Annotated in this window: 13 protein-coding genes and 1 rRNA gene; 12 read left to right on the top strand and 2 right to left on the bottom strand. The window is 61.1% G+C overall.

Annotated elements, in window-relative coordinates:
* Window positions 1–97 precede the first annotated feature (97 nt).
* From rrf to BM017_RS24990, 10 genes are all read left to right on the top strand, one after another.
* Window positions 98–213 (top strand): 5S ribosomal RNA (rrf, locus tag BM017_RS25035).
* A gap of 145 nt (window positions 214–358) precedes the next feature.
* Window positions 359–3,811, top strand: a complete 3,453-nt coding sequence (gene recC / locus BM017_RS25030; protein ID WP_092249472.1) for an exodeoxyribonuclease V subunit gamma — start codon at window positions 359–361, stop codon at window positions 3,809–3,811.
* Complete coding sequence (recB, locus tag BM017_RS25025) at window positions 3,808–7,482, top strand: exodeoxyribonuclease V subunit beta (RefSeq protein ID WP_092249470.1); 3,675 nt, start codon at window positions 3,808–3,810, stop codon at window positions 7,480–7,482. Before recC ends, recB begins: the two co-directional genes overlap by 4 nt.
* A complete protein-coding gene (gene recD / locus BM017_RS25020; RefSeq protein WP_092249467.1) occupies window positions 7,479–9,548 on the top strand; it encodes an exodeoxyribonuclease V subunit alpha in 2,070 nt (689 codons plus the stop codon). The genes recB and recD overlap by 4 nt, the downstream gene beginning before the upstream one ends.
* Before the next feature lie 142 nt (window positions 9,549–9,690).
* The gene (locus BM017_RS25015; RefSeq protein WP_071489142.1) at window positions 9,691–10,266 is read left to right on the top strand and encodes a regulatory sequestration protein YfiR; all 576 of its coding nucleotides are present in this window, start codon (window positions 9,691–9,693) and stop codon (window positions 10,264–10,266) included.
* Window positions 10,263–11,525: a diguanylate cyclase DgcN/YfiN gene (locus BM017_RS25010; RefSeq protein ID WP_071489143.1), complete on the top strand. Its 1,263-nt coding sequence runs from the start codon at window positions 10,263–10,265 to the stop codon at window positions 11,523–11,525. The genes BM017_RS25015 and BM017_RS25010 overlap by 4 nt, the downstream gene beginning before the upstream one ends.
* 4 nt (window positions 11,526–11,529) lie before the next feature.
* Window positions 11,530–12,021: an outer membrane lipoprotein YfiB gene (locus BM017_RS25005; protein ID WP_071489144.1), complete on the top strand. Its 492-nt coding sequence runs from the start codon at window positions 11,530–11,532 to the stop codon at window positions 12,019–12,021.
* Window positions 12,022–12,390: 369 nt separating this feature from the next.
* Entirely contained in the window at window positions 12,391–12,723 is a 333-nt protein-coding gene (locus BM017_RS25000) for a hypothetical protein (protein ID WP_092249464.1), read from the top strand.
* A 93-nt stretch (window positions 12,724–12,816) separates the two neighbouring features.
* Entirely contained in the window at window positions 12,817–13,665 is an 849-nt protein-coding gene (locus BM017_RS24995) for an EamA family transporter (RefSeq protein WP_092249461.1), read from the top strand.
* A complete protein-coding gene (locus BM017_RS24990) occupies window positions 13,665–14,612 on the top strand; it encodes a LysR substrate-binding domain-containing protein (RefSeq protein ID WP_092249459.1) in 948 nt (315 codons plus the stop codon). Before BM017_RS24995 ends, BM017_RS24990 begins: the two co-directional genes overlap by 1 nt.
* Window positions 14,613–14,657: 45 nt before the next feature.
* Here the strand turns inward: BM017_RS24990 and BM017_RS24985 are convergent, their stop codons facing one another.
* Together BM017_RS24985 and BM017_RS24980 are read right to left on the bottom strand one after the other, a co-directional pair.
* Window positions 14,658–14,948: a DUF3077 domain-containing protein gene (locus tag BM017_RS24985; protein WP_025859400.1), complete on the bottom strand. Its 291-nt coding sequence runs from the start codon at window positions 14,946–14,948 to the stop codon at window positions 14,658–14,660.
* 316 nt (window positions 14,949–15,264) lie between these two features.
* The gene (locus BM017_RS24980; RefSeq protein WP_092249456.1) at window positions 15,265–16,212 is read right to left on the bottom strand and encodes a LysR family transcriptional regulator; all 948 of its coding nucleotides are present in this window, start codon (window positions 16,210–16,212) and stop codon (window positions 15,265–15,267) included.
* 129 nt (window positions 16,213–16,341) lie between these two features.
* Between BM017_RS24980 and BM017_RS24975 the strand changes: the two genes are divergently transcribed.
* A complete protein-coding gene (locus BM017_RS24975) occupies window positions 16,342–17,859 on the top strand; it encodes a CoA-acylating methylmalonate-semialdehyde dehydrogenase (protein WP_092249453.1) in 1,518 nt (505 codons plus the stop codon).
* 15 nt (window positions 17,860–17,874) lie between these two features.
* Entirely contained in the window at window positions 17,875–18,762 is an 888-nt protein-coding gene (gene mmsB / locus BM017_RS24970; protein WP_092249450.1) for a 3-hydroxyisobutyrate dehydrogenase, read from the top strand.
* The last annotated feature ends 17 nt before the right edge of the window (window positions 18,763–18,779 follow it).

Here is an 18,779-nt window from a genome sequence, read left to right as displayed (position 1 = left end):
AAATGAACCGAAAGTTCGACGTTCACAAAACACCGAAAGCTGTCACATACCCAATTTGCTGAAGCGAGGCCCAGGCCGCGACTCAGTACCCGAATTTCTTGACGACCATAGAGCATTGGAACCACCTGATCCCATCCCGAACTCAGTAGTGAAACGATGCATCGCCGATGGTAGTGTGGGGTTTCCCCATGTGAGAGTAGGTCATCGTCAAGATTAAATTCCAGAACCCCTGATTGCTAACGCAGTCAGGGGTTTTGTTTTGGGCGGTCGAAAAGACAGCTAACATCCCAATTCGGCCAACAACTGCCCACAGTGCTAAAGTCGCACCCTCGATTTTGCCTTTCCCAAGGAAGCCGTTATGCCGGATGCGACGTCCCTCAGTGCTGGATTCATGGTGGTTCACGGCAACCGCCTGGACGAACTTCGCAGCCTGGTGGTCAGTTGGATGCGCCGGTACCCCTTGGCACCCCTGGAAAACGAAATCGCCCTGGTACAAAGCAACGGTATCGCCCAGTGGCTCAAGTTGGCTCTGGCCGAAGACCCGGAAGACGACGACATGGGCGGTTGCGGCATCGCGGCGGCAATCGATGTGCAGCTCCCTGGCAGTTTCATGTGGCAGCTCTACCGTATGGTTCTGGGCCGTGACGAAATCCCGCCCAAATCCCTGCTCGATAAAGCCCCACTGACCTGGCGCCTGATGCGCCTGCTTCCGGAGCTTATCGATCAGCCGCACTTCGAACCGCTGCAGCGCTTCCTCACCCACGACACCGACTTGCGTAAACGCTACCAACTCGCCGAGCGCCTGGCTGACCTGTTCGACCAATACCAGGTCTACCGTGCCGACTGGCTGGAAGATTGGGCCGCCGGCCGCCACCAATTGCGTAACGGTCGAGGTGAATCCAAACCCCTTAACCCAGCCAACTGCTGGCAAGCCGAACTATGGCGCGCGCTGCTATTGGATGTTGGTGAAGAAGGCATGGCCGAAAGCCGCGCCGGCGTTCACCAACGTTTTATCGAGCGCATCAATACACTGGAAAAAGCGCCCGAGGGCCTGCCATCCCGCGTCATCGTTTTTGGCATCTCCTCGTTGCCCGCCCAGGCGCTGGAGGCCCTCGCCGGCCTCGCGCGCTTCAGCCAAGTCCTGCTCTGTGTGCACAACCCTTGCCGCCACCATTGGTCCGACATCGTCGCCGACAAAGACCTGCTGCGTAACGAATACAAGCGTCAGGCGCGTAAAGCGGGCATGCCGGTCACCATCGACCCACAAACCCTGCACCAGCACGCCCATCCGTTACTGGCGGCCTGGGGCAAGCAAGGTCGTGACTACATCAGCTTGCTGGACAGCTACGACGACCCCAACAGCTACCGCGCCGCTTTCCGCGACGGCCGCATCGACCTGTTCAGCGACAGCGAGCCGACAACACTGCTCAATCAACTCCAGGACGATATCCTCGAACTGCGCCCACTCAATGAAACCCGCGAACTATGGCCCGCTGTGGATTTGGAGCGTGATACCTCAATCCGCTTCCACATCGCCCACAACGCCCAACGCGAAGTGGAAATCCTCCACGACCAACTGCTCCAACGCTTCAGCGCCGACCCCACGCTGCGCCCCCGGGATATCATCGTCATGGTCCCTGACGTCGACAGCTACGCGCCGCACATCCGCGCCGTGTTCGGGCAGCTCGAGCGCAATGACCCACGCTTCATCCCCTTCACCCTGACCGACCAAGGCCAACGCGGCCGCGACCCTCTGCTGATCGCTGTCGAGCACCTGCTGAAACTCCCCGACAGCCGCTTTCCCGTCAGCGAAATTCTAGACCTGCTTGACGTTCCAGCCTTGCGCGAACGCTTTGCCATCAAGGAGCGCGACCTGCCCACGTTGCACCGCTGGATAGAAGGCGCCGGCATCCGCTGGGGGCTCAACGCCGAACAACGTGCCGACCTCGGCCTGCCAACAGGGCTGGAACAAAACAGTTGGCGTTTCGGCCTGCGCCGCATGTTGCTTGGTTACGCCGTAGGCACAGGTGCAGCGTGTGACGGTATCGAGCCCTATGACGAAATCGGTGGACTCGACGCTGTCCTGATCGGCCCCCTGGTCGCCGTGCTCGACGCACTCAACGATGCGCATCAAGCCCTGTCTCAACCCGCTCCCGCGAAGGAGTGGGGCGAACGCCTGCAACGCTTGATGCAATTGTTTTTCTTGCCGAGTAGCGAACACGACGACTACCTGCTGGGCCAACTCGAACAACTCAGAGAAGCGTGGCTGGAAACCTGCGAGTCCGTCGGCCTTAACGACGACTTACCTCTCACCGTAGTCCGTGAAGCCTGGCTAGCGGGTTTGGACCAAGGGCGCCTGTCCCAACGCTTCCTCGCCGGGGCTGTCAATTTCTGCACCCTGATGCCTATGCGTGCGATCCCTTTCAAGCTGGTTTGCCTGCTCGGTATGAACGATGGTGACTACCCGCGCGCGCAGCCCCCGTTGGACTTCGACCTGATGGGCAGTGACTACCGCCCCGGCGACCGCTCACGCCGCGAAGACGACCGCTACTTGCTGCTCGAGGCGCTGCTTTCAGCCCGCGACCAGCTCTATATCAGTTGGGTCGGCCGCAGCATCCGCGACAACAGCGATCGCCCGGCCTCGGTGTTAATCGGCCAACTGCGTGACCATCTGGCCAGTGGCTGGCACTGCGCTGACAGTGACGAGCCGCTGATCGAAGCCATGACCCAGGAGCATCCACTGCAACCGTTCAGCGCTCGCTACTTCCATGAGGGCGACTCGCTGTTCAGCTATGCGCGCGAATGGCAGTTGCTCCACGAAGCATCCGATACCACTCCGACAGAACACGACCTGGCGTCCCATCAACAGGACGAGCCCCTGACCCTCGGCCAGCTACAAGACTTCCTGCGCAACCCCGTCAAACACTTCTTCAGCCAACGCCTGAAAGTATTCTTCGAGGCCGCCGAAGTACCGCTGGCCGACGAAGAACCCTTCGTGCTCGACGCACTGCAACGCTACAGCCTGAGCGATAGTCTGCTCAGTGCAGCACTCACCGAACCCGATCACTTCGACCAGGCGTTGAACGCCCAGGCTTTGCGCCTGCAAAGCAGTGGCCTGTTGCCGATGGTGGGTTTCGGCGAGTGCCTTCGCAACGAACTGATCGAGCCATTGCCCGATCTGCTGCGACGCTACCAACAATTATTGGCCCTCTGGCCCACCCCGCACTCCGGCGCCGAACCGATCAGTTTTGAGCATCGCGGCATTCAGTTGGAAGGCTGGATCAGCGGGCTGCATAGACGCAGTGATGGTGGGTTGCTCAGCGTCACCACCATCCCCAACAGCATCGGCTCGATCAAGACCCGCAAGTGGCATCGCCTGATTCGGCCCTGGGTCAATCACGTGGTTGCCTGCGCTTGCGGTCTGCCGTTAAGCACCGGCTTGGTGGCCAGTGATGACACTCTGCTGCTGCCACCGCTGGATCAAGCCAATGCCCAGGAAATTCTCTGCAACTTGCTGCTCGCCTGGCACACCGGGATGAGCAAACCGTTGCCCATCGCCGTCAAGACCGCGTTTGCCTGGCTCGGCCAAACTGACCCGGCCAAGGCCGAAGCCGCCGCGGGTAAAGCCTACGAGGGTGACGGGCTCAATAACGAAGGCGAGCGCCGCGAAACCCCAGCGCTCACCCGGCAATTCCCGGACTACGCCACACTTATTGCCAGCGAAGAATTCGAAGGTTGGTGCGAAACCCTTTATCGCCCCCTGCTCAACGCCCCCTGGCGATCACTCACAAGCGAGGAGGCCGGCGCATGAACCACAAACCCTTGGCCCTGGCCTTCCCGCTCAACGGCAGCCAGCTGATTGAAGCCAGCGCCGGCACCGGCAAAACCTTCACTATCTCCGCCCTTTATCTGCGCCTTGTCCTCGGTCACGGTAGTGAAGGGTCTGGCTTTGGCCGCGAACTGCTACCGCCTCAAATCCTGGTGGTGACCTTTACCGACGCCGCCACCAAAGAGCTGCGTGAACGCATCCGTATCCGTCTGGCCGAAGCCGCACGCTTTTTCCGCACAGAAATTGAACAGCCCGACGCCCTTATCGCTGATCTGCGTGACGAATATCCCGCCGACCAATGGCCGGCCTGCGCCAACCGGCTGGACATCGCTGCGCAATGGATGGACGAAGCCGCCGTTTCGACCATCCACAGTTGGTGCCAGCGTATGCTGCGCGAGCACGCCTTCGACAGTGGCAGCTTGTTCACCCAGACTCTGGAAACCGACCACAGCGATCTGCTCGGCGAGGTGCTGCGCGACTACTGGCGGCTGTTCTGCTACCCGATGCATGACGATGCGCTCAATTGGGTGCGCAATAACTGGGGCGGGCCTGCCGCGTTGATGCCGCGAGTCCGTGCGCTGTTCGGCAGCGAACGGCCTGTCGGAGAGACCCGCGAGCCCGCCGAGCTGATCGACGCCTGCCTCCAAGAACGCCGTGAAGCGCTGATGCAACTCAAGGCACCGTGGCAGCAGTGGGCCGCCGAGCTACGTGATATCTGCCTGCAAGCCGTGGCGGCCAAGGCCGTCGATGGCCGCAAGATGCAAGCCCGCTACTTCGAGCCCTGGTTCGAGAAGATCAGCGCCTGGGCTGCTGACGACACCCTCGAACAACTCGATATCGGCACCGGTTTCACTCGCCTGACACCCGACGGCATGGCCGAAGCCTGGAAGGGCGAGCCGCCGCAGCATCCCGGTATCGATGCCATGGCCGGCCTCAAGGCTGCCCTGGATGCCTTGCCGACGCCCGACGCCGCCGTGTTGCAACACGCGGCCGGTTGGGTCGGCAAACGCTTCGAAGAGGAAAAGCGTCGACGCGCCGAAATGGGCTTCGACGACATGCTCATCCGCCTCAATGCCGCCCTGCAATCCGAGGGAGGCGAGCGTCTGGCGAGCGTGATCCGCGAGCAGTTCCCGGTGGCGTTGATCGACGAGTTCCAGGACACCGACCCGGTGCAATACAGCATTTTCGACAGCATCTACCGCATTGAAGAAAACCACCTCGACAGCGGCCTGTTCCTGATCGGCGACCCCAAGCAGGCGATCTACGCCTTCCGTGGCGCCGACATCTACACCTACTTGCGCGCCCGCCAGTCCACCACCGGCCGCCATCACACCCTGGGTACCAACTTCCGCTCCAGCCATGCGATGGTCGAGGCGGTGAACCATGTGTTCCAGCGTGCGGAAACGGGCCGGGGTGCGTTCCTGTTCCGCGAGCCGGATGGCAAAAACCCCGTACCGTTCCACTCGGTGCTGTCCCAAGGCCGCAAGGAACACTTGCAGGTCGATGGGCAAACGTTGCCGGCATTGAACCTCTGGCACTTGCCCACCGACCAGCCGATTTCCAACGTGCTGTATCGTCAGCAGCTGGCGGCGGCCTGTGCCACGCACATTGTTGAATTGCTCAACGGTGGGCAGCAGGGCAGTGCCGGTTTCCTGCAACCGGACGCGAGCTTCAAAGGCGTGCTGCCGTCAGATATTGCCATTCTGGTGCGCGACGGCAAGGAAGCCCAGGCGGTACGCGCAGAACTGGCCGCCCGTGGTGTGCGCAGCGTTTACCTGTCCGACAAGGACTCGGTGTTCGCCGCCCAGGAAGCCCACGACCTGCTGGCCTGGCTCAAGGCCTGCGCCGAACCGGACTTGGAGCGCCCTCTGCGTGCCGCCTTGGCCTGCGTCACCCTGAACCTGTCTTTACCGGAACTGGAGCGTCTGAACCAGGACGAACTCGCGTGGGAAAGCCGCGTCATGCAGTTCCGTGGCTACCGCGCAATCTGGCGCACCCAAGGCGTGCTGCCGATGCTGCGGCGCCTGCTGCACGACTTCAAACTGCCGCAAACCCTGATCGCGCGCAGTGATGGCGAGCGTGTGCTGACCAACCTGCTGCACCTCAGCGAACTGCTGCAACAAGCGGCCTCGGAACTGGACGGCGAACAGGCGCTGATCCGCCACCTGGCCGAACACCTGGCGCTCTCGGGCCAGGCGGGTGAAGAACAGATCCTGCGCCTGGAAAGTGATGAGCAACTGGTCAAGGTCGTGACCATCCACAAATCCAAAGGCCTGGAATACGACCTGGTTTTCCTGCCGTTCATCTGCTCGGCCAAACCGGTGGACGGCAGCCGCTTGCCGCTGCACTACCACGATGAACACGGCAAATCCCAGGTCAGCCTGCGCCCAACGCCCGAGTTGATCGCCCAGGCCGACAACGAGCGCCTCGCCGAAGACCTGCGCCTGTTCTACGTCGCCCTGACCCGTGCCAAACATGCGTGTTGGCTGGGTATTGCCGACCTCAAGCGCGGCAACAGCAACAGCTCCGTACTGCACCTTTCGGCACTGGGCTATTTGCTTGGCGCAGGCGCATCGCTGGGAGAGTCCGCCGGTTTGGCGCGCTGGCTCTTGGACCTTCAAGAAGGTTGCACGGCAATCAACTACGCCCAAGTGCCCGAAGCGCAAGACATCCTCTTCCACCCACCGCGCAACCAAGCCACGCTGCGCGCGCCCCTGCTGCCCAAGCGCAAGGCGGCGGAAAACTGGTGGATTGCCTCCTACAGCGCCTTGCGCATCGGCGACAGCATGAGCGCTGCCACGCTCGAAGCGCCGGAAAGCCCACAGGCCCAAAAGCTGTTCGATGACGAACGCCTCGACCCCGACGCACCCCGCGAAGTGGCGGCGTCCGGCGGTGACATTCACCGCTTCCCACGTGGGCCCAACCCCGGGACCTTTCTCCACGGGCTGCTGGAGTGGGCCGGGGAGGAGGGCTTCAACGTCACACCCGAGGCGATCGAAAAAGCCGTGGGCGCCCGCTGCAATCGGCGCAACTGGGAGGGCTGGATCACCACCCTCGGCAGTTGGCTCGGCCACCTGCTGCAAACACCATTGCCGGTGGAAAACGGTCACGTTTCCCTCAGCCGGTTGCAGCAGTACCAGATTGAAATGGAGTTCTGGTTCGCCAGCCACAAAGTCGACGTACTCGCCCTCGACAAACTGGTGTGCCAATACACCCATAACGGCGTCTCCCGCGTCGCCGCCGAACCGGTGCTGCTCAACGGCATGTTCAAGGGCTTTATCGATTTGACCTTCGAACACGACGGACGCTATTACGTCGCCGATTACAAATCCAACTGGCTTGGCCCCGACGATTCGGCCTACACCCCGGACGCCATGCAACAGTCGATCCTCGAGCATCGGTACGACCTGCAATACGTACTTTACCTGCTGGCCCTGCACCGCCAACTCAAGGCGCGCCTGCCGGACTACGACTACGACCGCCATATCGGCGGTGCGCTGTACATTTTCCTGCGTGGTACGCAGTCCGCGAGCCAGGGGGCGTATTTCACCCGGCCGCCACGAGAGCTGATCGAAGGCCTGGACCTGCTGTTCCAGGGCAAGCCGATCCCGCCCAGGGTTGAGCCCGCCTGGGAACAAGGAGTGTTGTTATGAGCCTGTCGCCATTACCGCTGGAGGAGCTGACCCCTCTCAGCCGCGCCGCCGACCTGGTGCAATTGCTGGCGCGTTGGGTGGAGCGTGGCTGGTTGCGTGCCCTGGACAAAGCCTTCGTCGGCTTCCTGCACGAGCTCGATCCACAGGCTGACCCGCTGGTGCTGCTGGCCGCCGCGCTGACCAGCCATCAATTGGGTCATGGTCACGTCTGCCTCGATTTGTTCGAAACCCTCAAGGCGCCCGATTTCGCCCTTTCGCTGCCGCCTGAAGGCGACCTGCAAACCGGCGCCATGCTGCTGCCATCGCAGTTGCTCGACGGCCTCGACGGCGCCCACTGGTGCCACGCGCTCGCCGCCAGCCATCTGGTCGCCCTGGCCATCGATGGCAGCGAGTCCGCCCAAAGCCGTCCGTTGGTCCTATCCGGCAAACGCCTGTATCTGCGCCGCTACTGGACCTACGAGCGGCGCATCGATACCGCCTTGCGTCTAAGGCTCGCCACCCAGGAAAACGTCGCCGCCGATCTGCCGCAGCGCCTGAGTCGTTTGTTTGACCAACCGCCGCCCGACGGCGTGATCGACTGGCAAAAACTCGCCTGTGCCTTGGCCACTCGCGGCGCATTCAGCATCGTCACCGGCGGCCCTGGCACTGGCAAGACCACCACCGTGGTGCGCCTGCTCGCGCTGTTACAGGCGCCCGCCGTGGAAGCCGGCAGTCCGTTGCGCATTCGCCTGGCCGCACCGACCGGCAAGGCTGCCGCACGCCTCACCGAGTCCATCAGCCAGCAAGTGCTGTCGCTGAAAGTGCCGGACAACGTGAAGGAAAAAATCCCGACCCAGGTCACCACTGTCCACCGCCTGCTGGGCAGTCGCCCGGGCACGCGGCACTTCCGGCATCACATTGGCAACCCATTGCCCCTGGATGTGTTGGTCGTGGACGAAGCCTCGATGATCGACCTGGAAATGATGGCCAACCTACTCGACGCCTTGCCGCCCCATGCACGCCTGGTGCTGCTGGGCGACAAGGACCAACTCGCGTCGGTAGAGGCGGGTGCAGTGCTCGGTGACTTGTGTCGCGACGCCGAAGCCGGCTTCTACAGCACCGAGACCCGCCAATGGTTGCAAGCGGTCAGCGGCGAAGACCTCAGTGCCAGCGGCCTGCAGGAAGACCTCGACGCCAGCCACCCATTGGCCCAACAAGTGGTGATGCTGCGTTACTCGCGGCGTTTCGGCGAGGGCAGTGGCATCGGTCAACTGGCGCGTTGGGTCAACCAGCAAAATGCCGAAGAGGCGCGCAAGCTGCTGGCGGCGCGCAGTCACGATGATCTGTTCTGCGTCAGCCTGAAGGGCGAGCACGACCACGCCCTGGAGCGTCTGGTGCTGGACGGGCAGGGTGATGGCGCCCACGGTTATCGCTATTACCTCAACCTGCTGCACAGCGCCCGCCCGTCACTTGATACCCCACGGGAAAGCGACGCCTGGACCCACTGGGCGCAACAACTGCTGCAGGCCTTCGATGCGTTCCAACTGCTCTGCGCGGTACGCAAAGGCCCCTGGGGCGTGGAAGGCCTGAACCTGCGCATCACTGCTGCCCTGCGCAAGGTACGTTTGATCGAAGGCGACGAGCAATGGTACGAAGGCCGCCCGGTGCTGATGACCCGCAACGATTACGGTCTTGGTCTGATGAACGGCGATATCGGCATCGCCCTCAAATTGCCCGAAAGCGACGGCGGCCCCCAGGTGTTGCGCGTGGCCTTCCCACGCAACGATGGCCAGGGCGGTGTGCGATTTGTGCTGCCTAGCCGTCTGAATGTTGTGGAAACTGTTTACGCCATGACCGTGCACAAATCCCAGGGCTCCGAGTTCACCCACACCGCATTGATCCTGCCGGATGCGTTGAACCCCGTGCTCACCAAAGAATTGATCTATACCGGCATCACGCGGGCCAAGCGCTGGTTCAGCCTGATCGAGCCCCGTGGTGGTGTGTTTGAAGAGGCGGTCAGGCGCAAGGTCAAGCGCTTGAGTGGGCTGATGCTGGAATTGGGCCACGAACCGGAAAAAACTGACTGACAGGTCATGCCATTTTTCTGATTCAGTCGACTGATTTTTCTGGAAAAATAGCGGCCCCCGTGAAGACCTACTCTTCGCGGGGTTTTGCGCCGCTGTGCTATCGTTGCGGCATCATCTAAAAAACACCTGAGAGAATCGCTGCATGAACGTGGCTGTCTCGCCCACAGAGCGCAGTTTGAGCTGGAGACGCATGCTGCTGGTGGCGTTGCTGTGCGTACTCGCGCCGCGCGCCTTCGCCCAGGCGCCCGACCCCGCTGATCTTGCCGCCCAGCGCGCCCAAGCGGTCACTCAGGTGGTACTCGGTATCCTCAGTTATGCGCGCTGGCCGGTCGAGCCTGCGCAATTGCGCCTGTGCGTCGTCGGCCCGACCCAATACACCGACGACCTGATCAAAGGCACCACCCAGGCCACCGGTCGTCCGGTGGTGGTGCAGCGCCTGCTGGCCAACCATCCCGATATCGTCAACGCGTGCGATGCGGTGTACATCGGCAAACTGAGTGCCGATGAGCGTAGCCAGTTGTTTACCTCGTTGATCGGTCACCCGGTGCTGAGCATCAGCGAAGGCGGCGACCAGTGCACCGTGGGCAGCCTGTTCTGCCTGCGGGTGAGTGATGAGCAAGTGTCCTTCGAGGTCAACCTCGACTCCGTGGCGCGCAGCGGCGTGCGCATTCACCCCAGCGTGCTGCAGTTGTCCCGTCGGCGAGCGCCTGCGCCATGACTGTCACCAAAGTGCGACCTACCCTGCGCTCGGTCATCGGCAGGGGGCACCTGATCCTGGCTCTGGTGGCGGTGACCCTGGCCAGCATCTCGCTGACCCTGCTGGGTGTGCTGGCGCTGCGGGTGTATGCCGAACACAACCTGCACCTGATCGCGCGCTCTATCAACTACACCGTGGAAGCGGCAGTGGTGTTCAACGACAGCGCGGCAGCCACTGAAGCGCTCAGCCTGATCGCCTCCACCGAAGAAGTGGCCCAGGCCGAAGTCTTCGACGCCAATGGCAAGTTGCTGGCGCAGTGGATACGTCCGGATACCGGCATGCTCTCGCGAGTTGAACTGGAGCTGGCGCACACCCTGCTCGAACAACCCATCAGCCAGCCTATCCTCCACCAAGGGCGAGTCATCGGCAGCACTCACCTCACCGGTCACGGCGGTAGCCTGCTGCGTTTCCTGCTCAGTGGCCTGGCCGGGATCCTCATCTGCACCGCGCTCAGCGCGTGGATCGCTCTGCACCTGGCGCGACGCTTATTGCGCGGTATCACCGGCCCACTGCAAAGCCTCGCCGCCGTGGCCCACGCCGCCCGCAGCGAACGCGACTTCGATCGCCGTGTGCCGCCGGCGCGAATCGCCGAGTTGGACAGCCTGGGCAGCGACTTCAACGCTTTGCTCGGCGAGATGGAAGCCTGGCAAAACCATCTGCAAAGCGAAAACGAATCCCTCGCCCACCAGGCCAATCACGACAGCCTCACCGGCCTGCCTAACCGTGCGTACTTCGAAGGCCGTCTGATCCGTGCCCTGCGCAGTGCGGCCAAGGCCAAGGAACAACTGGCGGTGCTCTACCTCGACAGCGACCGTTTCAAAGAGATCAACGACAGCTTTGGCCACGCCGCCGGCGATGCCGTTCTCGTAGCGGTGGCCGAGCGCGTGCGTGCTCAACTGCGTGAGGATGACCTGGTCGCGCGCCTGGGCGGTGACGAGTTCGCCATCCTGCTGGCGCCGCTGCACAAGGTGGAAGACGCCGAGCGCATCGCCGACAAAATCATCGCCAGCATGGACCTGCCGATTCCGGTGCCCGGCAACACCCAGGTGTTGACCTCACTCAGTATCGGTATCGCCATCTACCCTGATCATGGCGCCACACCCGGCACCTTGCTCAATGCCGCCGACGCGGCGATGTACCAGGCCAAGCGTTTGTCCTCGGGCGGCCAGCAAACGGCGGAGTCGGAGAATTCCGTCGTCAACGTTCAACACAGGAGTTGACCCCTTGTTCACGACCGCGCGTTTCATGTTTATCACCTTGCTGGTGGCCCTGCTCGCCCTCGGCGGCTGCCAGACCGCTCCACCCAAAGGCCTTACCCCGGCACAAGTCGCGGTCCTCAAGCAGCAAGGCTTCGAACTGACCGACGAAGGCTGGGCCTTCGGCCTGTCCGGTAAAGTGCTGTTTGGCAGCGACGTCGAGACGCTCAACCAACCCAGCACCGACATCGTCCAACGCATCGGCAAGGCCCTGCTGGGTGTCGGCATCGAACGCGTGCGCGTTGACGGCCACACCGACGCTTCCGGCAAGGAAACCTACAACCAGCAACTGTCCCTGCGCCGCGCGAAAAGCGTGGCGGCGGTGTTGACCGGTGTGGGCATGAAAGAAGAAAACATCCAACTGCGCGGGTTGGGCAGCAGCGAGCCGGTGGCCTCCAACGATACGGCGGCAGGGCGCACGGAGAATCGGCGGGTGTCGATTGTGGTGATTGCGGACTGAGTCACTACCCCCATCTCAACTTGAAACCCAATCAACTGTGGGAGCTGGCTTGCTCGCGAATGCGGTCATTCAGTTGAGAGTCTATTGCCTTACCCACCGCCATCGAAGGCAGGCCCCCACATTTGAACGGTGTGCGCTTAACGATCCTGCGTGCATATCTACGGCGGCTTCCATGGTGAGTTTCTTGAGGCAAAACTGCAGGGGTTGAGGTGTGTTCATGACCAGCCGCCTGCATAAGCTATAAATTTTTGACTCTAGGAAAGGTCCGGCATGACGAATCTTGATGGCTAGGCTGATGAGGTTTTGCTTTTTTGCATCTGTTGGGCTTAGTTAAATAGCCGCTCTAACTAAGAGCCGTGAAGGATTGCGATGAACATCAATGTCAGTGTCGTTGGCCAAGAGGCATCTAAAATCAAGCGTTCAACAACTCTGCTTGATGAGTTGGCAGGCGAGCAAACTGACCCGCAGGGAAAGCAGAAAATGTCGATCAGTAATCCCGAGGTATTGGCGCTGATTTATTCCTGTGCTGATGTAACAGTGGATTCTTCGATGTTCTCGGCGTTGCAACGTGATAGTCAGGCAATAGCCGCTCGGGATTCGAAGAGCCAAGTTACGTTCCGCAATGCAATGGTGGTTGATCAGCTCGAACGACTAGCTCTCTCGAAAAAAGCTCCCCGAGCAGTGCATTTCGATTTTTCTTGAGCGTTATCTCCGTATTGAGATGTACAAGGTTTCAGACGCGGCTTGCCAACCACTCCATTTCCCCCTGTCTCCAAAACAATAAAGCCGAGCCCCATGGACAACTCCGATATCGCGATCACGCTGGTCTTGATCTCAGCCTTCATGCACGCCACTTGGAACGCTGTCGTCCGCGCCGGCAGCAGTCGCTTCATGACCTTGGCCATGGTGGATGGCACCGCCCTGGTGATATGCCTTTTGGCGTTGCCGTTTGTCAGCGTGCCGAGCCTGGAGGTGTGGGGCTACATCCTCGTCTCCGTGGGACTCAATACGGTCTATCGGCTATTTCTGATCAAAGCCTACGAAACGGGAGATTTCGGGCAGGTGTACCCGGTGATGCGTGGGATACCGCCGGTACTGGTCGCGTTATTTTCCTACTTTCTGTTGCATGAGCAGTTGTCACGCGAGGCGCTGGCGGGTGTGGTGTTGATTTGTGTAGGCATTATCAGCCTGACCTTTGTGCGCAGGATGACGGCGCAGATGCTCAAGCCGATTCTGATGGCGGTGTGTGCCGGGGCGTTTATCGCGGCTTACACGGTGGTGGACGCCAAAGGCGTGAGAGCCAGTGAAACGGTGTTGCAATACATCATCTACCTGACGGTATTCCAGAGCATTCCGATCCCGGTGCTGGCGTTTTCCAGGGAGCGTTTGGCCTTGATGCGAGCGATACGTGGGCATTGGCGAGTCGGCCTGTTGGGCGGTGTTTTTTACCTGGCGTCATACGGATTGGTGTTGTTTGCGTTGTCGCTGGACGCGGTGGCCAAGGTCTCAGCGCTGCGGGAAACCAGTGTTATTATCGGCGCCATTGTTGCCGCGCTGTTCTTTCACGAACAGTTCGGTTGGCGACGGATGCTGTCGGCATTCGTCATTGTTTGCGGGATCATCTTGATCAAAGTGAGCACCTGATGGCCCAGCGTCCGCCTCCCACTCCGATGCTTCAAGCGTTCGTCAGCGCTGCGCAATCCGGTAGCTTTGCGCGTGCGGCGTCGCAGCTTAACCTCACCGCCAGCGCCATCAGCCATCAAATTGCAGGCCTGGAGGAATGGTGGGGCGTGCAGTTGTTTGAGCGGCATTCGCGCGGCGTCAAGCTGACGTCCGCAGGGCAGGCTTTGTTGCCGGTCACCGACGGATTTTTCAAGGCGCTGGATGGGGTCTTGCATTCACTCAACCCCGCAAAGTCCCGTCCGCTGTACCTCTCATGCACGTCCTCGCTCTGTTCGACATGGCTGATCCCCAGGATGCACGGCTCTCACACTGAGGCTTCGTTCAACCTTGACCTGGTGTTGACCAGCGCCGACATCAACAGCACCAGTCTGGAAGCGCATCAATACGATGTCGCGGTGGTGATGGGGTATGGCGATTACCCGGATCATCATGTTGAACTGCTGATGCGTGACGCGGTGTTCCCCGTTTGCTCGCCGGAATTTCTAAGGCCGAAGGGGGATATTGCGCCGGAGGATGTCGCCCAATACCCGCTGATTCATAGGGTGGACGATCAGGTGTGTCCGGGGTGGGAAAGCTGGTTTGCGTTTCAGGGCCTGCCGACGCTGCCTTATCACCATGGGCCGCGCTTTCCGGATTCGAGCCTGGCGATCAGTCTGGCGGTAAAGGGCGCAGGGATTGCGCTGGGCAGGACTGCGTTGGTGTATGACCAATTGGAAAACGGTGCATTGGTTGCGTTGAAAAGCCCCGTGATGATGTCCCCAGCGGCCTACTACATCATTTGTCGAAATGGGCGGCAGTCAGAGCCGGATATTGCGCGTCTGATTGAATGGCTCAAAACCCGTGCGGGTGAGTTCCTGCGCGAAGTTCGGGCTCGGTATCCACAAATAGCCGGGACTGCCGCCGTTTAAATGTTGGGAGGAGCAGGGCTCCTCCCGCATTCGAACGGTGTTCGCTTAACGGCCCGGTGTCATCGCTTGCGTGAGGTCATCGACCACGGCTTTGCCCATCTCACACAGGTAATGCGCGGCCCACGCGTATTGCTCGCCGCGTACATCCATGGCGGCTTCCATCGCGAGTTTCTTGGAGTAGAACAGCAGGGTGGAGGCGTGCTCCAGCGCTTCCTCAATGGGCATGCCGGCGTTGACGCGGAACAGGGGTTTTTCGTTTTCGCCGTAGTCGCCGAAGGTGACGACGCCGAGGGTGGTGATGGAGGAGAGCGGTGGATCGGGGACGATTTTAGTCATGATCTATACCTGGGAGTTTAGGGAGCCACCCACTCATGTCGCTAAACATGAAAGGGTGGCAGCTGTACGCAGGTTAGCGAACCGGACCCAGGACCCGGCAGACCCGAAGGTCTCCTACGCACAGCCGCCATAACACGACAACGACAAGCATGAAGCGCTTGACGTTGGAGGCTGTGTCCGGGTTCGGGTCGCTAAACCCGATCGCTGATGAGCAGCGAAGTCAGGAGGCTAGTGACCCAAACGGTAAGGCGCAATGGGGGTAGAGAGTCTCTAGGAAACGTCCTGCAAATTAAAGCGAATCATCGTTGATGGCCCTTTAATCCGCGAACCTGATCTCCCTGGTCTCCCCCATCAACAGCCCCTGATTCTGCTCCGTCACCTCCCTGATGTAGTCCCACAACAACGTAATCCGCTTCAACTTCCTCAGATCCTCCCGGCAATACATCCAGAACTGGCGAGTGATGGAAATCTGCTCCCCCAGCACCGGTAACAACCGTGGATCCTGCGCCGCCAAAAAACACGGCAGTATCGCCATCGACCGCCCTTGCTGCGCCGCCACGTACTGCGCAATCACGCTGGTGCTGCGCAAACTGGCGCTGGCGCCGGGCACTACGTTTGCCAGGTACAGCAGCTCCGAGCTGAACGCCAAGTCATCCACATAGCTGATAAACGGATGCTCGGCCAAGTCCACTGGTTTGCGGATCGGCGGGTGTTGATCGAGGTATTCCTGGGTCGCGTACAGCTGCAATTTGTAGTCGCACAGTTTGCAGCACACATACGGCCCGTGTTCCGGGCGTTCCAGGGCGATGACGATGTCGGCTTCGCGTTTGGACAGGCTGATGAAGTGCGGCAGGGGCAGGATGTCTACCGAGATGGCCGGGTAGGTGTCGATGAAGTGACTCAGTTGCGGGGTGACGAAGAAGCTGCCGAACCCTTCGGTGCAGCCCATGCGCACGTGGCCGGACAACGCCACGCCGGAGCCGGAGACTTGTTCGCAGGCCATGTGCAGGGTGCTTTCGATGGACTCGGCATAGCCCAGCAAACGCTGGCCCTCGCTGGTGAGTACGAAGCCGTTGGTCCGGGATTTTTCGAACAGCAGGGTGCCGAGGGACACTTCCAGCGAACTGATGCGCCGCGACACGGTGGTGTAGTCCACCGCCAGGCGCTTGGCGGCCACGCTGGCCTTGCGGGTGCGGGCCACTTCGAGGAAAAACTTCAGGTCATCCCAGTTCAGGGAGCCCAGGGATGTGATGTTTTTTTGCATATTGGTCCGGCTTTTATGTGCGTTCTTATTAGAGATTTGCACATCTATACTCCAAAAACAGTCCGAACGCCTCATTTCCCAAGGCGGTTACGCGCCTTGTCTCTGCATAAATATAAGATTGGAGACCACATGAACGCATCTGCCGATATTTCCGTGCAACAGGTCAAGTTGCTGATCAACGGCGAGTGGGTCGAGTCCAAGACCACCGAGTGGCAAGACATCGTCAACCCGGCCACCCAAGAGGTGCTGGCCAAAGTCCCGTTCGCAACTGCCGATGAAGTCAACGCTGCCATCGATGCTGCCCACCGCGCCTTCCAGACCTGGAAGCTGACGCCGATCGGCGCGCGCATGCGCATCATGCTCAAGCTGCAAGCCTTGATCCGCGAACATTCCAAGCGCATCGCCGTGGTCCTCAGCAACGAGCAGGGCAAGACCATTGCCGATGCCGAAGGCGATATTTTCCGTGGCCTGGAAGTGGTGGAACACGCCTGCTCCATCGGCACCCTGCAAATGGGCGAGTTTGCTGAAAACGTCGCTGGTGGCGTCGACACCTACACCCTGCGCCAACCCATCGGCGTGTGCGCCGGCATTACCCCGTTCAACTTCCCGGCGATGATTCCGCTGTGGATGTTCCCGATGGCGATCGCCTGCGGGAACACCTTCGTCCTCAAGCCCTCCGAGCAGGACCCGCTGTCGACGATGCTGCTGGTGGAGCTGGCGCTGGAAGCTGGCGTGCCGGCTGGCGTGCTCAACGTGGTGCACGGCGGTAAGGATGTGGTGGATGCGCTGTGCACTCATAAAGACATCAAGGCCGTGTCCTTCGTGGGCTCGACCGCCGTGGGCACTCACGTCTACGACTTGGCCGGCAAACACGGCAAGCGCGTGCAGTCGATGATGGGCGCCAAGAACCACGCCGTGGTGCTGCCGGATGCCAACCGTGAACACACCCTCAATGCCCTGGTCGGTGCGGGTTTCGGTGCGGCGGGCCAACGTTGCATGGCCACTTCGGTGGTGGTGCTGGTGGGCGCGTCCAAGCAATGGCTGCCGGACCTGAAAGCGCTGGCGCAAAAGCTCAAGGTCAATGCGGGGAGCGAAGCCGGCACCGATGTCGGCCCGGTGATTTCCAAGCGTGCCAAGGCACGCATTCTGGAGCTGATCGAAAGCGGTGTGAAAGAGGGCGCCAAGCTGGAGCTGGATGGCCGCGACATCAAGGTGCCGGGCTTCGAGCAAGGCAACTTTGTCGGCCCGACGCTGTTCTCGGGCGTGACCACCGACATGCAGATCTATACCCAGGAAATCTTCGGCCCGGTGCTGGTGGTGCTGGAAGTGGCGACCCTCGATGAGGCCATCGCCCTGGTCAACGCCAACCCGTTCGGCAACGGCACTGGCCTGTTCACCCAGAGCGGCGCGGCGGCGCGCAAGTTCCAGAGCGAAATCGATGTAGGCCAGGTCGGCATCAACATCCCGATCCCGGTGCCGGTGCCGTTCTTCAGCTTCACCGGTTCCCGTGGTTCCAAGCTTGGCGACCTCGGCCCATATGGCAAGCAAGTGGTGCAGTTCTACACCCAGACCAAGACCGTCACCAGCCGCTGGTTCGACGACGACTCGGTCAACGATGGCGTCAACACCACCATCAACCTGCGCTGATTCCGGGAGACGACCATGAAGATTGCATTTATCGGCTTGGGCAACATGGGCGCTCCCATGGCCCGCAACCTGATCAAGGCCGGCCATGCGCTGAACCTGTTTGACCTGAACCAGGCGGTGCTCAAGGAACTGGCCGAGTTGGGTGGCACCATCAGCGATTCGCCGCGTGATGCGGCCACCGGCGCTGAGCTGGTGATCACCATGCTGCCCGCCGCCGCCCATGTGCGCAGCGTCTGGCTGAATGAAGACGGTGTACTTGCCGGCATCGGCAAAGGCGTACCGGCGGTGGATTGCAGCACCATTGACCCGCAGACCATCCGCGACGTAGCGGCTGTGGCGGCCGAACAAGGTGTGGCCGTAGCCGACGCCCCGGTCTCCGGCGGCACGGGCGGCGCCGCAGCCGGGACGCTGACCTTCATGGTCGGCGCCACCCCGGAACTGTTCGCCACCCTGCAACCGGTTCTGGCGCAGATGGGCCGCAACATCGTGCACTGCGGTGAGGTGGGCACGGGGCAAATCGCCAAGATCTGCAACAACTTGTTGTTGGGGATCAGCATGGTCGGCGTCAGCGAAGCCATGGCGCTGGGCGACGCGTTGGGCATCGACACCCAGGTGCTGGCCGGCATCATCAACAGCTCAACCGGACGTTGCTGGAGTTCCGATACCTACAACCCGTGGCCGGGTGTGATTGAAACCGCGCCGTCGTCCCGTGGTTATACCGGTGGGTTTGGTGCTGACCTGATGCTCAAGGACCTGGGCCTGGCTACTGAGGCTGCACGTCAGGCCAAGCAACCCGTGATTCTGGGCGCTGTGGCCCAGCAGTTGTATCAATCGATGAGCCAGCGTGGGGAAGGGGGCAAGGACTTCTCGGCGATTATCAATAGCTATCGCAAGCCCAAGTAGGGGCGGTTCCGGGAGCC

Origin of the sequence: Pseudomonas sp. NFPP04 (assembly GCF_900113815.1) — a bacterium.
GTDB lineage: Bacteria > Pseudomonadota > Gammaproteobacteria > Pseudomonadales > Pseudomonadaceae > Aquipseudomonas > Aquipseudomonas extremorientalis.
Note: the sequence above shows the minus strand (reverse complement) of the source record. Positions and strands in the feature narration are given on the sequence as shown.

Coding starts and splice junctions, on each gene's coding strand:
- recC (WP_092249472.1), top strand. CDS start 359: ATGCCGGATGCGACGTCCCTCAGTGCTGGATTCATGGTGGTTCACGGC.
- recB (WP_092249470.1), top strand. CDS start 3,808: ATGAACCACAAACCCTTGGCCCTGGCCTTCCCGCTCAACGGCAGCCAG.
- recD (WP_092249467.1), top strand. CDS start 7,479: ATGAGCCTGTCGCCATTACCGCTGGAGGAGCTGACCCCTCTCAGCCGC.
- BM017_RS25015 (WP_071489142.1), top strand. CDS start 9,691: ATGAACGTGGCTGTCTCGCCCACAGAGCGCAGTTTGAGCTGGAGACGC.
- BM017_RS25010 (WP_071489143.1), top strand. CDS start 10,263: ATGACTGTCACCAAAGTGCGACCTACCCTGCGCTCGGTCATCGGCAGG.
- BM017_RS25000 (WP_092249464.1), top strand. CDS start 12,391: ATGAACATCAATGTCAGTGTCGTTGGCCAAGAGGCATCTAAAATCAAG.
- BM017_RS24995 (WP_092249461.1), top strand. CDS start 12,817: ATGGACAACTCCGATATCGCGATCACGCTGGTCTTGATCTCAGCCTTC.
- BM017_RS24990 (WP_092249459.1), top strand. CDS start 13,665: ATGGCCCAGCGTCCGCCTCCCACTCCGATGCTTCAAGCGTTCGTCAGC.
- BM017_RS24985 (WP_025859400.1), bottom strand. CDS start 14,948: ATGACTAAAATCGTCCCCGATCCACCGCTCTCCTCCATCACCACCCTC.
- BM017_RS24980 (WP_092249456.1), bottom strand. CDS start 16,212: ATGCAAAAAAACATCACATCCCTGGGCTCCCTGAACTGGGATGACCTG.
- BM017_RS24975 (WP_092249453.1), top strand. CDS start 16,342: ATGAACGCATCTGCCGATATTTCCGTGCAACAGGTCAAGTTGCTGATC.
- mmsB (WP_092249450.1), top strand. CDS start 17,875: ATGAAGATTGCATTTATCGGCTTGGGCAACATGGGCGCTCCCATGGCC.